The following is a 16550-nucleotide window of genomic DNA, read 5'->3' as shown; positions in this document are numbered from 1 at the left end:
GCCACCAGACTGCCACCTCCGCGCCGTCCGGCGCTAAGCGGTGGCCCCCTTGAGCGGCACCGAGGGGTCCGCGGCGAGGGCCCGGTCGAGCACCGCGCCGCGTTCGATCAGCTTCCGGCCCTGGGTGAGGTCGCGCGGCCGGTCCACGGCCAGCAGCGCGCTCGGCACCCCGTCGCGCAGCCACAGCACCGTCCAGGCGGCGTCCTGCGGGCCGCCGCGCCACAGCGGTTCGTCGCCCTCGGCGTGCCGGCCGGCGTACTGGACCATCCGCCCGAACTGCTCGGACCAGAAATACGGCACCGGGTCGTACGGCGCGTCCGCCCCGAGCACGGCGGCGGCCGCGGCGCCGCCCGACTGCAGCGCGTGGTCCCAGTGCTGGACGGCCAGCCGGGCGCCGGAACGGGCCGACGGGTAGCTGACGCAGTCCCCGGCCGCGAACACCCCGGGCAGGCCGGTGCGCAGCCGCCCGTCCACCACGACCGCGCCGGAGGCGTCCAGCTCGACGCCCGAGCCGGCCAGCCAGCCCGTCGCGGGCCGGGCGCCGACGCCGACCACCACCTCGTCGGCGGGCAGGTGGGAGCCGTCCGCCAGCAGCACCGCCCCGGGCTCGACGGCGGCCACGCCGACCCCGCAGCGCAGCTCCACCCCGGCCTCGGCGTACCAGGCGGCCATCGCCGAGCCGATCTCGGTCGGAAGCGCCCCGGGCACCGGCGCCGGACCGGCCTCGACCACGGTGACCTCGCAGCCGGCCTGCCGCGCCGCGGTGGCCACCTCGGCGCCGATCCAGCCCGCGCCGACCAGCACCAGCCGCAGCCCGGGGCGCAGCAGCGCGCGCAGCGCAAGGGCGTCGTCCAGGGTGTGCAGCAGGTGGGCGCGCTCGGCCCCGGGAAGGGCGCGCGGGGTGGCGCCGGTGGCGATCACCAGCGAGTCGTACCGGAGGTCGCCGCCGTCGGTGTGCAGCACGCCCGGGGTGAGGCCGGTGGCGCGGCGGCCGGTGAGCAGCTCGATGCCGAGCCCGTCGTAGTCGATGTCCAGGGTGGTGGCGTCGGCCTTGCCGAGCAGCACGTCCTTGGAGAGCGGCGGCCGGTCGTACGGCGCGTGCGCCTCCTCGCCGACCAGCACGATCCGCCCGCGCCAGCCGCCCTCCCGCAGCTTCAGGGCGCACTGCGCCCCGGCCAGTCCGGCCCCGACGACGACCACCCGATCCGTTGCGCTCAGCTCTGCCACGCCCGTCACTGTACTCAGCGCCGCCTGGGCTCCCGCCGCCCGTCCAGCCGGTGTACGGCCCTTCGGCCGGGCCGACCCCCGGCGTTAAGGTGGGTGCACCACACGGGAGCCCGGCGTACCGGGCTGAGAGGCGGGCTGGCACGGCCCGCGACCGTCCGAACCTGATCCGGGTCATACCGGCGAAGGGAGAAGAGCAGCTTTGTCACGCTTGCCGACAGGCAGCCGCGCGGACGTGCTGGTGATCGGCGGGGGCGTCATCGGCCTCGCCGTCGCCTGGCGCGCCGCCCAGCGCGGGCTGCGGAACGTGACCGTGGTCGACCCCGACCACGGCAGGGGCGCGGCCGGGGTCGCCGCCGGGATGCTCGCCCCGGTCAACGAGCTGCAGTACGGCGAGGAGCCGCTGCTGCACCTCGGGATGGCCTCCAACCGGCGGTACGAGGGCTTCGCCGCCGAGCTCACCGAGGCGAGCGGCGGCCTGGACACCGGCTACCGCCGGTGCGGCACCGTCGCCGTCGCCCTGGACTCCGACGACCGCGAGGAACTGCGCGAACTGCACGACTTCCACCGGCGGCTGGGCCTGGACTCCGACTGGCTGACCGGCCGGGAGGCCCGCCGGCTGGAGCCGATGCTCGCCCCCGGTGTGCGCGGCGCCCTGCACGTCGCGGACGACCACCAGGTGGACCCGCGCCGGCTGCTCACCGCCCTGGTCGCCGCCGGCGAGCGGTCCGACGTGCGGCTGCACCGGGGCGAGGCCGTCGAGCTGCTGGTCGAGGGCGGCCGCGCGGTCGGCGCCCGGCTGGACACCGGGGAGACCCTGACCGCCGAGCAGGTCGTGCTCGCCGCCGGCCCGCACAGCCACCGGCTGCCCGGCCTGCCCGAGGGGGTGCTGCCCGCGGTGCGCCCGGTGAAGGGACAGGTGCTGCGGCTGCAGATCCCCGAGGCCTACCGGCCGTTCCTCTCCCGCAACGTGCGCGCGGTGGTGCGCGGTCGGCACCTGTACCTGGTGCCGCGCGAGAACGGCGAGCTGGTGATCGGCGCGACCACCGAGGAGCAGGGCTACGACACCACCGTCACCGCCGGCGGGGTGTACGAACTCCTGCGCGACGCGCATGAGTTGGTCCCGGGCATCACCGAACTCCCGCTGCGCGAGACGGCCGCCGGGCTGCGCCCCGGCTCGCCGGACAACGCTCCGCTGCTGGGCCCCACGTCACTGCCCGGACTGGTCGCCGCCACCGGCCACTACCGCAACGGCGTACTGCTCACCCCGGTCACCGCCGACCTGCTCGCCGACTACCTGGCGACCGGCGAAGTCCCCGACCTGGCAAGGCCGTTCACGCCCACCCGGTTCTCCCTCGCCGTCCCCCCGATGAAGGCCTCCGCATGACCGAGATCGCCCTGACCGTCAACGGCGAGCCCCGCCGGGTGCCCGCCACGACCACCCTCGCCGAGCTGGTGGCCACCGTCAGCGCCGCCAACACCGGTGTCGCCGCCGCCCTCAACGAGGCCGTGGTGCCGCGCAGTTCGTGGTCCGGAACGACGCTGGACAGCGGCGACCGGGTCGAGATCCTCACCGCCGTCCAGGGAGGCTGAACCATGGCCGACGACCTTCTGACCATCGCCGGGGCGACCTTCTCCTCCCGGCTGATCATGGGCACCGGCGGCGCGCCGAGCCTGGAGGTCCTGGAGCGCGCCCTGCTCGCCTCCGGCACCGAGCTGACCACCGTGGCCATGCGCCGGGTCGACGCCACCACCCAGGGCTCCGTCCTGGACGTGCTGACCCGCAACGGCATCCGGGTGCTGCCCAACACGGCCGGCTGCTTCACCGCCGGCGAGGCCGTGCTGACCGCCCGGCTGGCCCGCGAGGCACTCGGCACCGACTGGGTGAAGCTGGAGGTGATCGCCGACGAGCGCACCCTGCTGCCGGACCCGATCGAGCTGCTGGACGCCGCCGAGACGCTCGTCGACGACGGCTTCACGGTGCTCCCGTACACCAACGACGACCCGGTGCTGGCCCGCAAGCTGGAGGACGTCGGCTGCGCGGCGATCATGCCGCTGGGCTCGCCGATCGGCTCCGGCCTGGGCATCCGCAACCCGCACAACTTCCAGCTGATCGTGGAGGGTGCGGGCGTCCCGGTGATCCTGGACGCGGGCGCCGGGACGGCCTCCGACGTGGCGCTGGCGATGGAGCTGGGCTGCTCGGCGGTGATGCTCGCCTCCGCGGTGACCCGGGCTCAGGACCCGGTGCTGATGGCCGAGGCGATGCGGCACGCCGCCGAGGCGGGCCGGCTCGCCCACCGGGCCGGCCGCATCCCGCGCCGTTTCCACGCCGAGGCCTCCTCCGCGATGGCCGGCCGCGCCGACCTGGACACCCGGGAACGGCCGGCGTTCCAAGGCGTGTAGGCCGTGTCACAAGCCGGTCCCGGAGCGAAGTCCGCCGGGACCGGCGCCCGCCCGCCCCACTAGACTCGCCGGGTGGACATGGCATTGCACGACCCCCTGATCGGTACCGTGCTCGACAACCGGTACCGGGTCGAGCGGCGCATCGCCACCGGCGGGATGTCCACCGTCTACAAGGGCACCGACACCCGGCTGGACCGGGTGGTCGCCCTCAAGGTGATGCACCCCCAACTGGCCGGGGACGAGGGCTTCACCGCCCGCTTCATCCGCGAGGCCAAGGCGGTCGCCAAGCTCAGCCACCCCAATGTGGTCAACGTCTTCGACCAGGGCGCGGACGGCGGAAACGTTTTCCTCGCCATGGAGTACGTGCCCGGCCGCACCCTGCGCGACCTGCTGCGCGACCGCGGCGCGCTGTCCGTACGGGCCGCGCTGGACGTGCTGGAGCCGGTGCTCGCCGCCCTCGGCGCCGCCCACCGGGCCGGGCTGGTCCACCGGGACGTCAAGCCGGAGAACGTGCTGATCACCGAGAGCGGCCTGGTCAAGGTCGCCGACTTCGGCCTGGTCCGGGTGCTCGGCACCGCCGACGGCGCGCCCACCTCGACCAGTACCGCCACCGGCGGCACCGTCATGGGCACGGTCTCCTACCTGGCCCCCGAGCAGATCCTCCCGGACGCCCCCACCGACCAGCGGGTCGACGTCTACGCGGCCGGCATCCTGCTCTACGAGATGCTCACCGGCCGCCGCCCGCACACCGGCGACAACCCCGTCCAGGTCATGTACAAGCACCTGCACGAGGACGTCCCCGCCCCCTCGCTGGCCGCCCCCACCGTCGCCCCGGCGCTGGACGCCATAGTGGCCGGCGCCTGCGCCCGGGCCGCCGAGGCCCGCCCGTACGACGCGGTGGAACTGCTCGCCGCCCTCCAGCGGGTCCGCCGCACGCTCACCCCGGCCGAGCTGGACGCCGAGCCGCCGGCCTCCACCCGGCCCAGCCCGCGCTACCCCACCAGCGAGCCGACCTCGGTGATCCAGCCGCTGCCCCGGCCCACCGACGCCCCGGCGCCGGAGCGCACCAGCGTGCTGGACGTCCCGGCGGAGCTGATGGACCAGCTGCTGGTCGAGCCCCGCCCGTACGACGAGCCGACCCCGGTCCGGACGCGCCGGCCGGGCCGGCCGCGCCGCCTCCCGCGCAAGCCGCTGATCTGGACGGCCGCGCTGACCGCCCTGGTGCTGGCGGTGGGCGGTGTCACGTACGGGATCTCCGAGGGGCTGTACGGCTCGGTGCCGGGCGTGCTCGGCAAGGACCGTTCCGAGGCGCAGCGGGTGCTGGACCACGAGGGCATGCACGGCCGGTTCGTCGAGGTGTTCAGCGAGTCCGTCCCGGCCGGGCAGGTGATCTCCACCGACCCCGGGGTGGGGGCGCGCACCCGCAAGAGCGACGCGGTGACGGTCACCCTCTCCAAGGGCCCCAAGCGGATCGCGGTGCCGGACCTCGCCGGCAAGAGCTCGGACGACGCGGCCGCCGCGCTGGCCGGCGCCCAGCTGACCAGGGGCGGGGTGACCCAGACCTACAGCGACACCGTGCCGGAGGGCTCGGTGATCAGCAGCTCGCCGGCCGCCGGGCAGATGCTGCAGGAGAACGCGGCGGTCTCGCTGGTGGTCAGCAAGGGCATGGTGCCGGTCCCGGACGTCAGCGGGATGGGCCGGGACGACGCCCAGCGGGCGCTGCAGGCGGCGGGCTTCACCATGAAGGCCGCCACCGACTGGACGCTCGGCATGGGCAAGGTGAGCAGCCAGTCCCCGGCGGCCGGCGAGCGGCGGCCGCAGAAGTCCGTGGTGACGGTCAACTTCTCGCTGTTCTAACGGAGTTCGGGGCCCAATAGGGCTTCCGGGGCTTCCGGGCTCAGCGGAGCGGCCCGTCGCCCGGCTCCTCCTGGTAGGAGTAGCGCTGCTCGCGCCACGGGTCGGCCAGGTTGTGGTAGCCGCGCTCCTCCCAGAAGCCGCGCCGGTCGGCCCGCATGTACTCCACCGCGCGCACCCACTTGGGGCCCTTCCAGGCGTACAGCCGGGGCACCACCAGCCGCACCGGGAAGCCGTGTTCGGCGGTCAGCGGCTCGCCGTTGCGGTGGGTGGCGAGCAGGGTGTGGGGGTCGGCGAAGTCGGCCAGCCGCAGGTTGGCGCTGTAGCCGTACTCGGCCCAGACCATGACGTGGGTGACGCCGGGCGCCGGGGGCACCAGGTCGAGCAGGAGGGCCGCGGGCACGCCCGTCCACTCGTTGCCGAGGAGGGAGAACTTGGTGACGCAGTGCAGGTCGGCGACCACGGTGGTGCGCGGCAGGGCGTCGAAGGCCGCGAGGTCCCAGCTGTGCTTCTCGGCCGAGGCGGTGGCGCCGAACACCTGGAGGTCCCAGCTCAGCGGCTTGAAGCGGGGCACCGGCCCGTAGTGCAGGGCGGGCCAGCCGCGCTGCGCGCGCTGACCCGGGGGGAGGCTCGGGTCAGACGGCGGAAGCGGTTCTCGTTCGGACTGACCCATGGCTCCATGGTGACAGACGGCGGACGGGCCCCGCCGCGCGCCCCTTGGCCCCGGTTCACGCCCTGCCCGTACGGGCCAATGGTCGATCGCACACCCCCCATCAATGCCCAAATGGGATATTCCGCCACATGTCCTAGTGAGTGTGAACTTACTGGAATTTCCTCCCGATACGGTGCCAGGATGCCCAGCGCAGGACTCACCGCAGGACGTAACGCAGGGAGGCAGCACCATGCAGGGCGACCCGGAGGTCATCGAGTTCCTCAATGAGCAACTCACGGCCGAACTGACCGCGATCAACCAGTACTTCCTGCACGCCAAGATGCAGGAGAACTTCGGCTGGACGAAGCTCGCCAAGTACACCCGGCACGAGTCGTTCGACGAGATGAAGCACGCCGAGACGCTCACCGACCGGATCCTGTTCCTGGAGGGGCTGCCCAACTACCAGCGGCTGTTCCACGTCCGGATCGGCCAGACGGTCAAGGAGATGTTCGAGGCGGACCGCCAGATCGAGGTCGAGGCGATCGACCGCCTCAAGCGCGGGATCGTGGTGATGCGGGCCAAGAACGACGTCACCTCGGCGAACATCTTCGAGGACATCCTGGCCGACGAGGAGCACCACATCGACTACCTCGACACCCAGCTGGAACTCCTGGAGAAGCTCGGCGAGGCGCTCTACCTCGCCCAGCTGATCGAGCAGCCGGAGTCCTGAGGCCCGGCGCCCCGGCTCAGGCCACCCGCAGCGGGACCACCGGGGCGATCGGCGCCATCGGCGCCACCGGGCCCGGCTTCGGGGCGGCCGGCCCGGACACGTCCTGGACCTCCGGATCGGCGAGGCCGAGCCTGGCGGCCAGCCGGGCGGTCGGGCAGGGCCGGGCACCGTGCTCGCCGAGCAGCGCCTGGATCCGGCGGACGCAGGACCCGCAGTCCGTGCCGGCCTTGCAGCCCTTGGCTATCCGGCGCGGGGTGTCGGCGCCCCCGTCGATCGCCTTCTTCACCTGGTCCTCGGTGACCGCATGGCACATGCACACGTACATAGCGGTCTCTCCCGGGATGAAGCGCAGGTGAAGCGCGGAGTGGATCTTGACTAAGGCTTGCCTTAGTTCACTAAGCCTCACCTTACCCGGCGATCCGGGTACGAAAAAGCCCCTCCGGCTTCGGGAGTCCCGAATCCGGAGGGGCCTTCGTCACATCAGGGCCGGTGGATCACTGGCCGCGGTACATCTCCGCCACCAGGAACGCCAGGTCCAGCGACTGGCTGCGGTTGAGCCGCGGGTCGCAGGCCGTCTCGTAGCGCTGGTGCAGGTCGTCGACCATCACCTCGTCGCCGCCGCCGACGCACTCGGTGACGTCGTCGCCGGTCAGCTCCACGTGGATGCCGCCCGGGTGGGTGCCCAGCGCGCGGTGCACCTCGAAGAAGCCCTTGACCTCGTCCAGGACGTCGTCGAAGCGACGGGTCTTGTGGCCGCTGGAGGCCTCGAAGGTGTTGCCGTGCATCGGGTCGCAGATCCACACCGGCTTGGCGCCGGAGGCGGTGACCTTCTCCAGCAGGGTGGGCAGGTGGTCGCGGACCTTGCCCGCACCCATCCGGGTGATGAAGGTCAGCCGGCCGGGCTCGCGCTCCGGGTCCAGCTTCTCGATCAGGGTGAGCGCCTCGTCCACCGAGGTCGTCGGGCCGAGCTTGACCCCGATCGGGTTGCGGATCTTGGAGGCGAACTCGATGTGCGCGTGGTCCAGCTGGCGGGTGCGCTCACCGATCCACACCATGTGGCCGGAGACGTCGTACAGCTCGCCGGTGCGCGAGTCCACGCGGGTCAGCGCGGTCTCGTAGTCGAGGACCAGCGCCTCGTGCGAGGAGAAGAACTCGACGGTCTTGAACTCCTCCGGGGCCACCCCGCAGGCGTTCATGAAGGCCAGGGCGTTGTCGATCTCCCGGGCGAGCTGCTCGTAGCGCTGGCCGGCCGGCGAGTTGCGCACGAAGTCCTGGTTCCAGGCGTGCACCTGGCGCAGGTCGGCGTAACCACCGGTGGTGAACGCACGCACCAGGTTCAGCGTCGCGGCGGACGCGTTGTACATCCGCTTCAGGCGCTCCGGGTCCGGGATCCGGGACTCGGGGGTGAACTCGAAGCCGTTCACCGAGTCGCCGCGGTAGACCGGCAGGGTCACGCCGTCCCGGGTCTCGGTCGACTTCGAGCGCGGCTTGGAGTACTGGCCGGCGATGCGGCCGACCTTCACGACCGGCACCGAGGCCGCGTACGTCAGCACGGCGGCCATCTGCAGCAGGGTCTTCAGCTTGTTGCGGATGTGCTCCGCCGACACGCCGTCGAAGGCCTCGGCGCAGTCGCCGCCCTGGAGGAGGAACGCCTCCCCGCGCGCCACGGCGCCGAGCCGGGCGCGCAGCTGATCGCACTCTCCGGCGAAGACGAGCGGCGGATACGAGGCGAGCTCGGCAAGGGTCTTGCGCAGAGCCTCTTGGTCCGGCCACTCAGGCTGCTGCGCCGCGGGCAGGGACTGCCAGGAGTGGCCAGTCCTCGATGTCTCAGTCGTTGCGGTCACACGGCAAGGCTACGGGGTGGCGCGAGCGATAGGTGACCATTGCCCGAGGGATGAGACACGTCTCGGACATTGCACGTGAGCCGACTCACCCGCACGGCCCCATCCGCTACGCTCGACCCATGCACGCGCCCCACACCCACTCCTGGTGGTGGGCCTCCCCCCTGGGTGGCCCACAGATCGCGCGTTCCTAGACGAACACGACGGCCGCCCCTCGGGGCGGCCGTCGTGCGTCCGAGCAGACGGCCCTCCGGGAGCGGAACCAGCACCGCCCTCGCCATCCTCCCCGGAAGGAAGCCGTACTCGTGACCACCCCCGCCCCCGCTGAGCTGCTCGCACGTCTCACCGCACCCGGCGCCCCCGCCTTCGCCCTGCTGCACCGCCGCACCCCCCGGCACGCCCCGGACACCGTCGAGGTGCTGCTGGGCACCGTCGACAGCTACGCGCACCTCGCCGACCTCCCGGTCCGCTCCGGCATCCCGGCCGCCGGACCGGTCCACGACCTGCTCGCGCTGGTCCCGTACCGGCAGATCCGCGAGCGCGGCTTCGAGGCGCACGACGACGGCACCCCGCTGCAGGCCCTCGCGGTGACCGAGCAGTACGCCCTGCCGTTGGCCGAACTCACCACCGCCCTGCCGCAGCTGCCGGTCACCCTCTCCGACGGCGCGTTCGACGTGGACGACGAGGCGTACGCGGCGATCGTCCGCCGGGTGATCGACGACGAGATCGGCAACGGCGAGGGCGCCAACTTCGTGATCCGGCGCGACTTCCACGCCACCCTGGAGAACTTCTCGCCCGCCCTCGCCCTGGCGCTGTTCCGCCGACTGCTGGAGCAGGAGCGCGGCGCGTACTGGACCTTCCTGGTGCACACCGGGGAGCGGGTCCTGGTCGGCGCCTCCCCCGAGGTGCACGTCCGGCAGAGCGGCGGCACCGTCGTGATGAACCCGATCTCCGGCACCTACCGCTATCCGGCCGGCGGCTCCGACCTCGACTCGCTGCTCCGGTTCCTCCACGACCCCAAGGAGCTGGAGGAGCTGACCATGGTGGTCGACGAGGAGCTGAAGATGATGTGCACCGTCGGCGACCTCGGCGGCCAGGTGCTCGGCCCCCGGCTCAAGGAGATGTCCCACCTCGCCCACACCGAGTACGAGCTGCGCGGGCGCACCTCGATGGACGTGCGCGAGGTGCTGCGCGAGACGATGTTCGCCGCCACCGTCACCGGCAGCCCGGTGCAGAACGCCACCCGGGTGATCCGGCGCTACGAGCCGAGCGGGCGCGGCTACTACTCCGGCGCGCTCGCCCTGATCGGGCGCTCCGCGAGCGGCGGGCAGCTGCTGGACTCGCCGATCTGCATCCGCACCGCCGACATCGACCCGGCCACCGGGCGGCTGGTCGTCCGGGTCGGCGCCACACTGGTGCGCCACTCCGTCCCGGAGTCCGAGGTCGCCGAGACCCACGCCAAGGCCGCCGGGGTGCTCACCGCGATCGGCGCCCGGCCCGCCCCAGCCCGGCTGCCCCACCCCGGCGGGCCCAGGCTCGGCGACGACCACCGGGTGCAGGCCGCGCTGGACGCCCGCCGGGCCGACCTCGCCCCGTTCTGGCTGCGGATGCAGGCGCCGTCCACGATCACCGAAACCCGGCCGACCCTGGTCGTGGACGGCGAGGACACCTTCACCTCGATGCTGTCCCACCTGCTGACCTCGCTCGGCCACCAGGTCACCGTGGTCCGCTTCGACGAGCCCGGCCTGCGCGGACTGGTCGCGGCCCACCGCGGCCCGCTGGTGCTCGGCCCCGGCCCGGGCGACCCGGCGCTCGCCGACGACCCCAAGATGGCGGTGCTGCGCCCGGTCGTCGCCGACGCCCTCGCCGCCGTCCGCTCCGGCGCCCGGACGGCCCCGCTGCTCGCGGTCTGCCTCAGCCACCAGCTGCTCGCCGCCGAGCTCGGGCTCGCGCTGGGCCGCAAGGCCGTCCCCTACCAGGGCGCCCAGGAGAGCATCGAGCTGTTCGGCCGCAAGCGGACGGTCGGCTTCTACAACACCTTCACCGCCCGCTGCTCGGACGCCGACGCGGCCCGGCTCGCCGCCGGGGGCGTCGAGGTCGCCCGGGACGCCGCCACCGGCGACGTCCACGCGCTGCGCGGCCCCGGCTTCGCGGGCCTGCAGTTCCACCCGGAGTCGGTGCTCACCCGGGACGGCGTGGACATCGTCGCGGACCTGCTGCGGGAGGCAACGGCCGTACGGGGCTGAGGAGTTGGAACGGTCCCGGGCGGCGGCGCCCGGGACCGGCTCACAGCTCCTCGTCCAACCCCTGCTCGATCGCGTACCGGACAAGCTCCACCCGGTTGTGCAACTGCAGCTTGCCCAGGGTGTTCTGCACGTGGTTCTGCACCGTCCGGTGCGACAGCACCAGCCGGTCGGCGATCTGCCGGTACGACAGACCCTTGGCCACCAGCCGCAGCACCTCGGTCTCCCGGGTGGTCAGCTGCGGGACGGCCGGCGCCGAGGCCGGGGCCGGCTCGGCGGCCAGCCGGCGGAACTCGCCGAGCACCAGCCCGGCCAGGCCCGGGGTGAACACCGCGTCGCCGACGGCCGTACGCCGCACCGCGTCCAACAGCTCCTCCCGCCCGGCCGACTTCACCAGGTACCCGGTCGCGCCGGACTTCACCGCCTCCAGCACGTCCTGGTGCTCACCACTGGCCGACAGCACCAGCACCCGCACCGCCGGATCGGCCGCGACCACCTGGCGGCACACCTCGGCGCCGGACAGGCCGGGCAGGTTGAGGTCCAGCACGACGACCTGCGGCGTGCAGGCCCGGGCCCGGCGCACCGCCTCCTCGCCGTCGCCCGCCGTGGCCACCACGTCCAGGCCCGCCTCGGCCAGGTCGCGGGAGACGGCGTCCCGCCACATCGGGTGGTCGTCCACCACCATCACCCGCACCGGCCGGTCGGTCATCGGCTGATCGGTCATGGGCTGGTCGGTCATCGGGAGGCCTTCCTCGGAATGCGCAGTTCGACCTCGACGCCCTCCCCGGGCGCCGAGTACAGCTCGGCCGTACCGCCGAGATCCAGCACCCGGCCGCGGATCGACTGGGAGACGCCCAGCCGCCCGGCCCGCTCCGCCTCGCCGAGCCGGCCGGGGGCGAAGCCCGGACCGTCGTCGCGGATGCTGACCGTGACGGCCTCCGGCTCGTCCTCCACCAGGATCCAGGCCCGGGCCGGCTCCCCGGCGTGCCGGCGGACGTTGTCGACGGCCGCGCCGACCGCCGCGGCCAGTTCACGCGCCGCCGGACCGGGCAGCAGCACCGGGGTCCCGGGAGCGGAGAGCGTGATCCGCTCGTCGGCGTACGGGCGCAGCAGGGCGGTGAGGTCCTGCGGCCCGGCCGGGTCGGGCTGCTCGGCTCCGTCCGCCTCCGGCAGCCGCTGGGCCGGCAGCGGGCCGCCGGTCATCAGCGCCCGCAGCGCCCGCTCCTGCTCCCCGGCGAGCCGGCCCAGTTCGGCGAAGTCCGTACCGTCCCCGGTGCCGCCGCCCAGCTCCGCGCCCCGGCGCTGGACCAGTGCCAGCACCTGGAGCACGCCGTCGTGGATGTCGCGGGAGAGCCGCTCCCGCTCCCGGGTGGCCGCCTCGACCTGCAGCGCCCGGGTCAGGGTGGCCTCGCTGGCGCGGGCCAGCTCGATCACGTACCCGATCGCGCAGCCGGCCACCAGCAGCAGCACGATGTTGTGCACGTTGTCGCCGGTCGGGCCGCCGTGGCCGAGGATGTTGGCGACCCCGATCACCGCGCCGGACGCCGCCGCCGGACGCCAGCCGCCCCTGGCGGCGAAGCCCAGCACCGTGCCGGCGGCCCAGATGGTCGGCAGGGTGGGCGCGCCGTGGCTGATCCGGGCCGGGGCGTCGGTCATCCCGCTCATCACGATGCCGGTCACGGCCAGGGACAGGTCGAAGCCGAGGACGTACCAGGTGCAGCGCTGCGGGTCGGAGAAGGCCCGGGTGCTGGCCAGCGTCCAGAGGATCAGCGCGCCGAAGTAGATCCAGCCCGCGACCGGGTGCAGGAAGTGCAGGTACGAGTTGAAGTACCGGAGCAGGGCGTAGCAGAGGGCCAGCACCCGGAAGTAGGAGATCGCCTTCCACAGCGGGAGCTCGACGGACATGCCGCCGGCCGCCACCGCGCCGCCCACCACGCCGCCGCCCGTTCTCGCGCCCTCCGCCATGCCCCGGCTCCTCCCCCGGCCCCTCCCCTGGACCCGACCGGGTCGGTCAGGCCGACCCGGTTCCCTTCTGGTCTTGCTGGTCCGGCTGGTCCTTCACCGCGGCCTGCTCGGCTTCGGCGGCCTTCTCGGCCTCGGCCTTCTCCGCCTTGGCGGCGGCCCGGCGCTCGGCGTCGGCCTTCTTCTTCTCGTCGGCGATCTGCCGCTTGGCGGCGGTCGCGTAGACGTCCACGTACTCCTGGCCGGAGAGCCGCATGATCTCGTACATCACCTCGTCCGTCACCGAACGCAGGATGAAACGGTCGTTCTCCATGCCGTGGTAGCGGGAGAAGTCCAGCGGGCGGCCGATTCGGATGCCGGGGCGGATGCCGAAACTCGGGATCACCTGGCCGGGCGGCTGCACCTTCTCGGTGTCGATCATGGCAACCGGGATGACCGGGGCGCCGGTGGCCAGCGCGACCCGCGCCAGGCCGCCGACCTTGCCGCGGTACAGCTTGCCGTCGGGCGAACGGGTGCCCTCCGGGTAGACGCCGAACAGCTCGCCGCGGTCCAGCACCGCGATGGCGCTGCGGATCGCGGCCTCACCGGCGCCGCGCACGCCCGAGCGGTCCACCGGCAGCTGGCCGACGCCCTTGAAGAAGGCCGCGGTCAGCCGGCCCTTGAGGCCCGGGGTGTTGAAGTACTCGGCCTTCGCGATGAAGGTCACCCGGCGCTTGATCAGCGCGGGGAAGAAGAACGAGTCCGAGAAGGACAGGTGGTTGCTCGCGATGATCGCCGCACCTTCGGTGGGGATGTTCTCCTCACCCTCGATCCACGGCCGGAAGAAGATCCGAAGCAGTGGCGCGACGATCATCTTCATCAGTCGGTAGAACAACCCGGGCCTCCTGTTATGCGGACCGGTCGATCCTAATGCCCCGCGACCGTCGGCTGTGCCCGGGCCCGCCGTAGGGGGTGTACGTCCCGGCGCGGGGCGTGGGACGATGCGGATTCCTGCAGCTCCCCTCTCAGCGTCCTCTCCCCCAGCGCCACCCGCCCGCGAAGGAGTCCGCCATGTCGCTGCTGCCCGGTGCCGAACCGTACCGCCACCACGGCGGACCGGTCGGGGTGCTGCTGTGCCACGGCTTCACCGGGTCGCCGCAGTCGCTCCGGCCGTGGGCCGACGAGCTGGCGGCCGCCGGGTTCACCGTCTCGCTCCCGTTGCTGCCGGGGCACGGCACCCGTTGGCAGGACATGCAGGTCACCCGGTGGGAGGACTGGTACGCGGAGGTCGAGCGCGAGCTGCTGACCCTCGCCGAGGAGTGCGAGCAGGTCTTCGTCTGCGCGCTGTCGATGGGCGGCGGGCTGGCGCTGCGGCTGGCCGCGCTGCACGGCCCGACGGTGTCCGGGCTGGTGCTGGTCAACCCGTCGGTGCGCTCGGACAACCCCGCGGGTGTGCTGCTTCCGGTGCTCCGGCACCTCGTCCCGAGCATTCCGGGGATCGCGAACGACATCCACAAGCCGGGCGCCCACGAGGTCGGTTACGACCGGACGCCGCTGCACGCCGCCTGGTCGCTGGGCCGGCTGTGGCGAGAGGTCCAGCGGAGGCTGCCCGAGGTGACCCAGCCGGTGCTGCTCTTCCACAGCCCGCAGGACCACGTGGTCTCGCCGGCCAACTCGGAACTGGTGCTGGCCCGGATATCCTCGACCGACGTGACGGAGCGGCTGTGCCAACGCAGCTTCCACGTCGCGACGCTGGACCACGACGCGGCGGAAATATTCGCGGCGAGCCTGGACTTCATCCGACGGCTGGCTCCCGCGCACGCGGCGGGCGCCGACAGGGCCGAATCCGACGATCACCATGGCTGAAGGGCCGGAAGTGCACGAGAGCAGCACTGCGGGCAGCGGGGACGACAAGCCCCGTGAGGACGGCGCGCGGACGGACGGGGCGCGGACGGACGGGGCGGCGAAGGACGCCACCGCCCAGGGGGACGCCACCGAGGGGACCTCGACCGCCCCCGGGAACGCCACCGTCCACGGGGACGGCACCGTCCAGGGCGACCCGACGGCCTCCGGCCCGGGATCCGACGGCGCCGCACCGCCCGCGCCCGCCGCCGGAACCGCCCCCACGGCGGACGCCCCGGCACCCGTGGAGCCCCGACCGCGCCGCACCGCCCCCGAGCGCAGCCAGGCCGAGCAGGACGCGATCTTCGCCGCCCTGGTCGCCCAGTTCGACGATCCGGTCGACCTCACCAACCCCAACTGGCCCGAGGTCGAGAACCTCCGGGCGCAGAACGAGCTCAAGGGCGGCTTCAAGGACGGCTCCGGCCCCAAGACCGGCCAGGCCGGCCCGGACGACCTCGCCGACCTCGCCCCGCAGCCCCGCCCCCGCGCGGGCGGCCCCGTACTCCCGGCCGCGAGCCCGGGCCCGCGCGACTTCGAGCTGGCCGAGGACGCCGACGAGGGCCACTACGTCCCGCCGGAGCCCCCGCCGCTGCCGCCCGCCGACACCACCGCCAAGTTCGCCTGGCTGGCGGTGCTCGGCGGCCCGGCCCTGCTACTGATCGACGCGGTGGTGTGGCGGGAGATCTCCGGCTGGCCCGCCTGGGTCGGGGTCACCGCCTTCCTCGGCGGCTTCGTCACCCTGGTCGCCCGGATGAAGGACCGCGACGAGGACGAGCCGGAGGACCCGGACCACGGCGCGGTCGTCTAGGGCCTGTCCGGTCGGGCTCGGCGCGCCCGGCAAGACCGGCCGGGCAGGGCTTACGGCGCGTCCGAGGCCGCCGGCAGTTCCAGGACGGCCAGCACCGGCAGGTGGTCGGTCGCGGCCCGCAGGTCGGCCTCGGTGACGCCGGGCAGCCCGTGCGGCACCCCGCAGCCGAGGACGGTGATCCCGGGCGTCGCGAAGACGGCGTCGATCCGCTGGTAGGGGTTCTCCGGCACGGAGGTGAACTCGCCGCCCCAGGGCGCGGTCTGGTACCCGTCCCACATCCGCGAGGCCAGCAGCTGCCAGCCCGGCCCGTCCGGGTGTTCGTTGAAGTCCCCTGCCACGATGCCCTGTTCGGCGATCGTCAGCTGGTCGAGCAGCAGCTCGAACTGCCCGTACCGCTCCGCCGGGTCCAGGCTGAGGTGGCAGCTGGTGAGGGTGAACGGCGCGGCGCCGGGCAGTCGCAGCAGGGCGGTGGCGAAGCCGCGCGCGTGCAGGCCGCGGGTCTTGGGCAGCAGCCGGTCGTGCACGCCCAGGACGTCCACCGCGCCGGGCCGGCCGAGCAGCAGCGGGCCGGCGGCGGTGCGGCCGCCGCCGGCCAGGACGACCGTCCCGGTGTTCCGGGCCAGCCAGGCGGCCTGTCCTTCGGGGCGCCAGTAGCGCGGGGACTCCTGGACGCAGACCAGGTCGGGCGCGCAGGCCCGGATCACCCGGGCCAGTGCCCGCCGGTCGTCGCGCAGCGAGCGGATGTTGTAGCTGAGCAGGCGCAGTCGGCGCGGGCCGGCGGGCGGCGGTTCGATGGGCGCGGCGGTCATGGTCCTCCCCTGGTGCGACGGCACGTGCGGTGCCACCTGGGAAGACCGTAGTGCGACGGCGGCGGCGCGTCCGGGATTGGTCGGGGCCCGGTCGCTCCGCCGCCGGCGGGTCCGGCTCCCCCCTCCGTCGGCCGGTACCGGCG

The 16550-nt window shown here is 73.7% G+C and carries 16 protein-coding genes and 1 riboswitch; of the genes, 8 read left to right on the top strand and 8 right to left on the bottom strand.

The features are described from left to right. Window positions 1-33 precede the first annotated feature (33 nt). Window positions 34-1236 carry an NAD(P)/FAD-dependent oxidoreductase gene (locus ACZ3YL_RS21440; protein ID WP_188303971.1) on the bottom strand — a complete coding sequence of 401 codons (1203 nt, stop codon included), beginning with the start codon at window positions 1234-1236 and terminating at the stop codon, window positions 34-36. An 83-nt stretch (window positions 1237-1319) separates the two neighbouring features. Next, window positions 1320-1432, top strand: a riboswitch (TPP riboswitch). A 3-nt stretch (window positions 1433-1435) separates the two neighbouring features. Between ACZ3YL_RS21440 and thiO the strand changes: the two genes are divergently transcribed. The 4 genes from thiO (at window position 1436) to pknB (ending at window position 5484) form a co-directional block, all read left to right on the top strand. Continuing rightward, window positions 1436-2611, top strand: a complete 1176-nt coding sequence (thiO, locus tag ACZ3YL_RS21435; protein ID WP_465659097.1) for a glycine oxidase ThiO — start codon at window positions 1436-1438, stop codon at window positions 2609-2611. Then, entirely contained in the window at window positions 2608-2817 is a 210-nt protein-coding gene (gene thiS / locus ACZ3YL_RS21430) for a sulfur carrier protein ThiS (protein ID WP_188303973.1), read from the top strand. Before thiO ends, thiS begins: the two co-directional genes overlap by 4 nt. A gap of 3 nt (window positions 2818-2820) precedes the next feature. Next, a complete protein-coding gene (locus ACZ3YL_RS21425; protein ID WP_465659095.1) occupies window positions 2821-3627 on the top strand; it encodes a thiazole synthase in 807 nt (268 codons plus the stop codon). A gap of 78 nt (window positions 3628-3705) precedes the next feature. Continuing rightward, window positions 3706-5484 (top strand): Stk1 family PASTA domain-containing Ser/Thr kinase, encoded by a 1779-nt coding sequence (gene pknB, locus ACZ3YL_RS21420; protein WP_465659199.1) that lies wholly within the window; start codon window positions 3706-3708, stop codon window positions 5482-5484. Window positions 5485-5524: 40 nt separating this feature from the next. On the opposite strand, the gene ACZ3YL_RS21415 is transcribed toward pknB, so the two are convergent. After that, window positions 5525-6154: a molybdopterin-dependent oxidoreductase gene (locus ACZ3YL_RS21415; protein WP_188303976.1), complete on the bottom strand. Its 630-nt coding sequence runs from the start codon at window positions 6152-6154 to the stop codon at window positions 5525-5527. Window positions 6155-6383: 229 nt separating this feature from the next. On the opposite strand from ACZ3YL_RS21415, the gene bfr reads away from it, so the two are divergent. Next, window positions 6384-6863, top strand: a complete 480-nt coding sequence (bfr, locus tag ACZ3YL_RS21410; RefSeq protein ID WP_188303977.1) for a bacterioferritin — start codon at window positions 6384-6386, stop codon at window positions 6861-6863. A gap of 16 nt (window positions 6864-6879) precedes the next feature. Here the strand turns inward: bfr and ACZ3YL_RS21405 are convergent, their stop codons facing one another. Next, window positions 6880-7176, bottom strand: a complete 297-nt coding sequence (locus tag ACZ3YL_RS21405) for a (2Fe-2S)-binding protein (RefSeq protein ID WP_465659092.1) — start codon at window positions 7174-7176, stop codon at window positions 6880-6882. Window positions 7177-7357: 181 nt separating this feature from the next. Continuing rightward, window positions 7358-8707 (bottom strand): class II 3-deoxy-7-phosphoheptulonate synthase, encoded by a 1350-nt coding sequence (locus ACZ3YL_RS21400; protein WP_188303979.1) that lies wholly within the window; start codon window positions 8705-8707, stop codon window positions 7358-7360. Window positions 8708-9009: 302 nt separating this feature from the next. On the opposite strand from ACZ3YL_RS21400, the gene ACZ3YL_RS21395 reads away from it, so the two are divergent. Further along, window positions 9010-10950 carry an anthranilate synthase family protein gene (locus tag ACZ3YL_RS21395; RefSeq protein ID WP_465659090.1) on the top strand — a complete coding sequence of 647 codons (1941 nt, stop codon included), beginning with the start codon at window positions 9010-9012 and terminating at the stop codon, window positions 10948-10950. Between the two features lie 40 nt (window positions 10951-10990). On the opposite strand, the gene ACZ3YL_RS21390 is transcribed toward ACZ3YL_RS21395, so the two are convergent. The 3 genes from ACZ3YL_RS21390 to ACZ3YL_RS21380 are packed head-to-tail and all read right to left on the bottom strand — an operon-like array spanning window position 10991 to window position 13783. Next, window positions 10991-11656, bottom strand: a complete 666-nt coding sequence (locus ACZ3YL_RS21390) for a response regulator (protein ID WP_188304019.1) — start codon at window positions 11654-11656, stop codon at window positions 10991-10993. Window positions 11657-11682: 26 nt separating this feature from the next. Then, window positions 11683-12912, bottom strand: a complete 1230-nt coding sequence (macS, locus tag ACZ3YL_RS21385) for a MacS family sensor histidine kinase (protein WP_465659088.1) — start codon at window positions 12910-12912, stop codon at window positions 11683-11685. A gap of 46 nt (window positions 12913-12958) precedes the next feature. Next, on the bottom strand, window positions 12959-13783 hold the full coding sequence (locus ACZ3YL_RS21380; protein WP_465659087.1) for a lysophospholipid acyltransferase family protein: 825 nt from the start codon (window positions 13781-13783) through the stop codon (window positions 12959-12961). 176 nt (window positions 13784-13959) lie between these two features. Here ACZ3YL_RS21380 and ACZ3YL_RS21375 point away from each other — a divergent pair, with 176 nt between their 5' ends. Further along, a complete protein-coding gene (locus ACZ3YL_RS21375; protein ID WP_188303981.1) occupies window positions 13960-14754 on the top strand; it encodes an alpha/beta hydrolase in 795 nt (264 codons plus the stop codon). Then, complete coding sequence (locus ACZ3YL_RS21370) at window positions 14747-15598, top strand: hypothetical protein (RefSeq protein ID WP_465659084.1); 852 nt, start codon at window positions 14747-14749, stop codon at window positions 15596-15598. The genes ACZ3YL_RS21375 and ACZ3YL_RS21370 overlap by 8 nt, the downstream gene beginning before the upstream one ends. Before the next feature lie 50 nt (window positions 15599-15648). Here ACZ3YL_RS21370 and ACZ3YL_RS21365 read toward each other — a convergent pair whose 3' ends face one another. Next, window positions 15649-16407 carry an endonuclease/exonuclease/phosphatase family protein gene (locus ACZ3YL_RS21365; RefSeq protein WP_465659083.1) on the bottom strand — a complete coding sequence of 253 codons (759 nt, stop codon included), beginning with the start codon at window positions 16405-16407 and terminating at the stop codon, window positions 15649-15651. Between the last annotated feature and the right edge of the window lie 143 nt (window positions 16408-16550).

The sequence above is a fragment of the Kitasatospora sp. NPDC023176 genome, assembly GCF_055560495.1.
The sequence above is the reverse complement of the archived record's forward strand: the minus strand, read 5'-3'. Positions and strand labels throughout refer to the sequence as shown.

Bases quoted from the DNA above. Each gene is read 5' to 3' on its own strand.
- ACZ3YL_RS21415 (WP_188303976.1), bottom strand. From the start codon at position 6,154: ATGGGTCAGTCCGAACGAGAACCGCTTCCGCCGTCTGACCCGAGCCTC.
- ACZ3YL_RS21405 (WP_465659092.1), bottom strand. From the start codon at position 7,176: ATGTGCCATGCGGTCACCGAGGACCAGGTGAAGAAGGCGATCGACGGG.
- ACZ3YL_RS21390 (WP_188304019.1), bottom strand. From the start codon at position 11,656: ATGACCGACCGGCCGGTGCGGGTGATGGTGGTGGACGACCACCCGATG.
- ACZ3YL_RS21365 (WP_465659083.1), bottom strand. From the start codon at position 16,407: ATGACCGCCGCGCCCATCGAACCGCCGCCCGCCGGCCCGCGCCGACTG.
- ACZ3YL_RS21375 (WP_188303981.1), top strand. From the start codon at position 13,960: ATGTCGCTGCTGCCCGGTGCCGAACCGTACCGCCACCACGGCGGACCG.
- ACZ3YL_RS21425 (WP_465659095.1), top strand. From the start codon at position 2,821: ATGGCCGACGACCTTCTGACCATCGCCGGGGCGACCTTCTCCTCCCGG.
- thiS (WP_188303973.1), top strand. From the start codon at position 2,608: ATGACCGAGATCGCCCTGACCGTCAACGGCGAGCCCCGCCGGGTGCCC.
- bfr (WP_188303977.1), top strand. From the start codon at position 6,384: ATGCAGGGCGACCCGGAGGTCATCGAGTTCCTCAATGAGCAACTCACG.
- ACZ3YL_RS21370 (WP_465659084.1), top strand. From the start codon at position 14,747: ATGGCTGAAGGGCCGGAAGTGCACGAGAGCAGCACTGCGGGCAGCGGG.
- pknB (WP_465659199.1), top strand. From the start codon at position 3,706: ATGGCATTGCACGACCCCCTGATCGGTACCGTGCTCGACAACCGGTAC.
- macS (WP_465659088.1), bottom strand. From the start codon at position 12,912: ATGGCGGAGGGCGCGAGAACGGGCGGCGGCGTGGTGGGCGGCGCGGTG.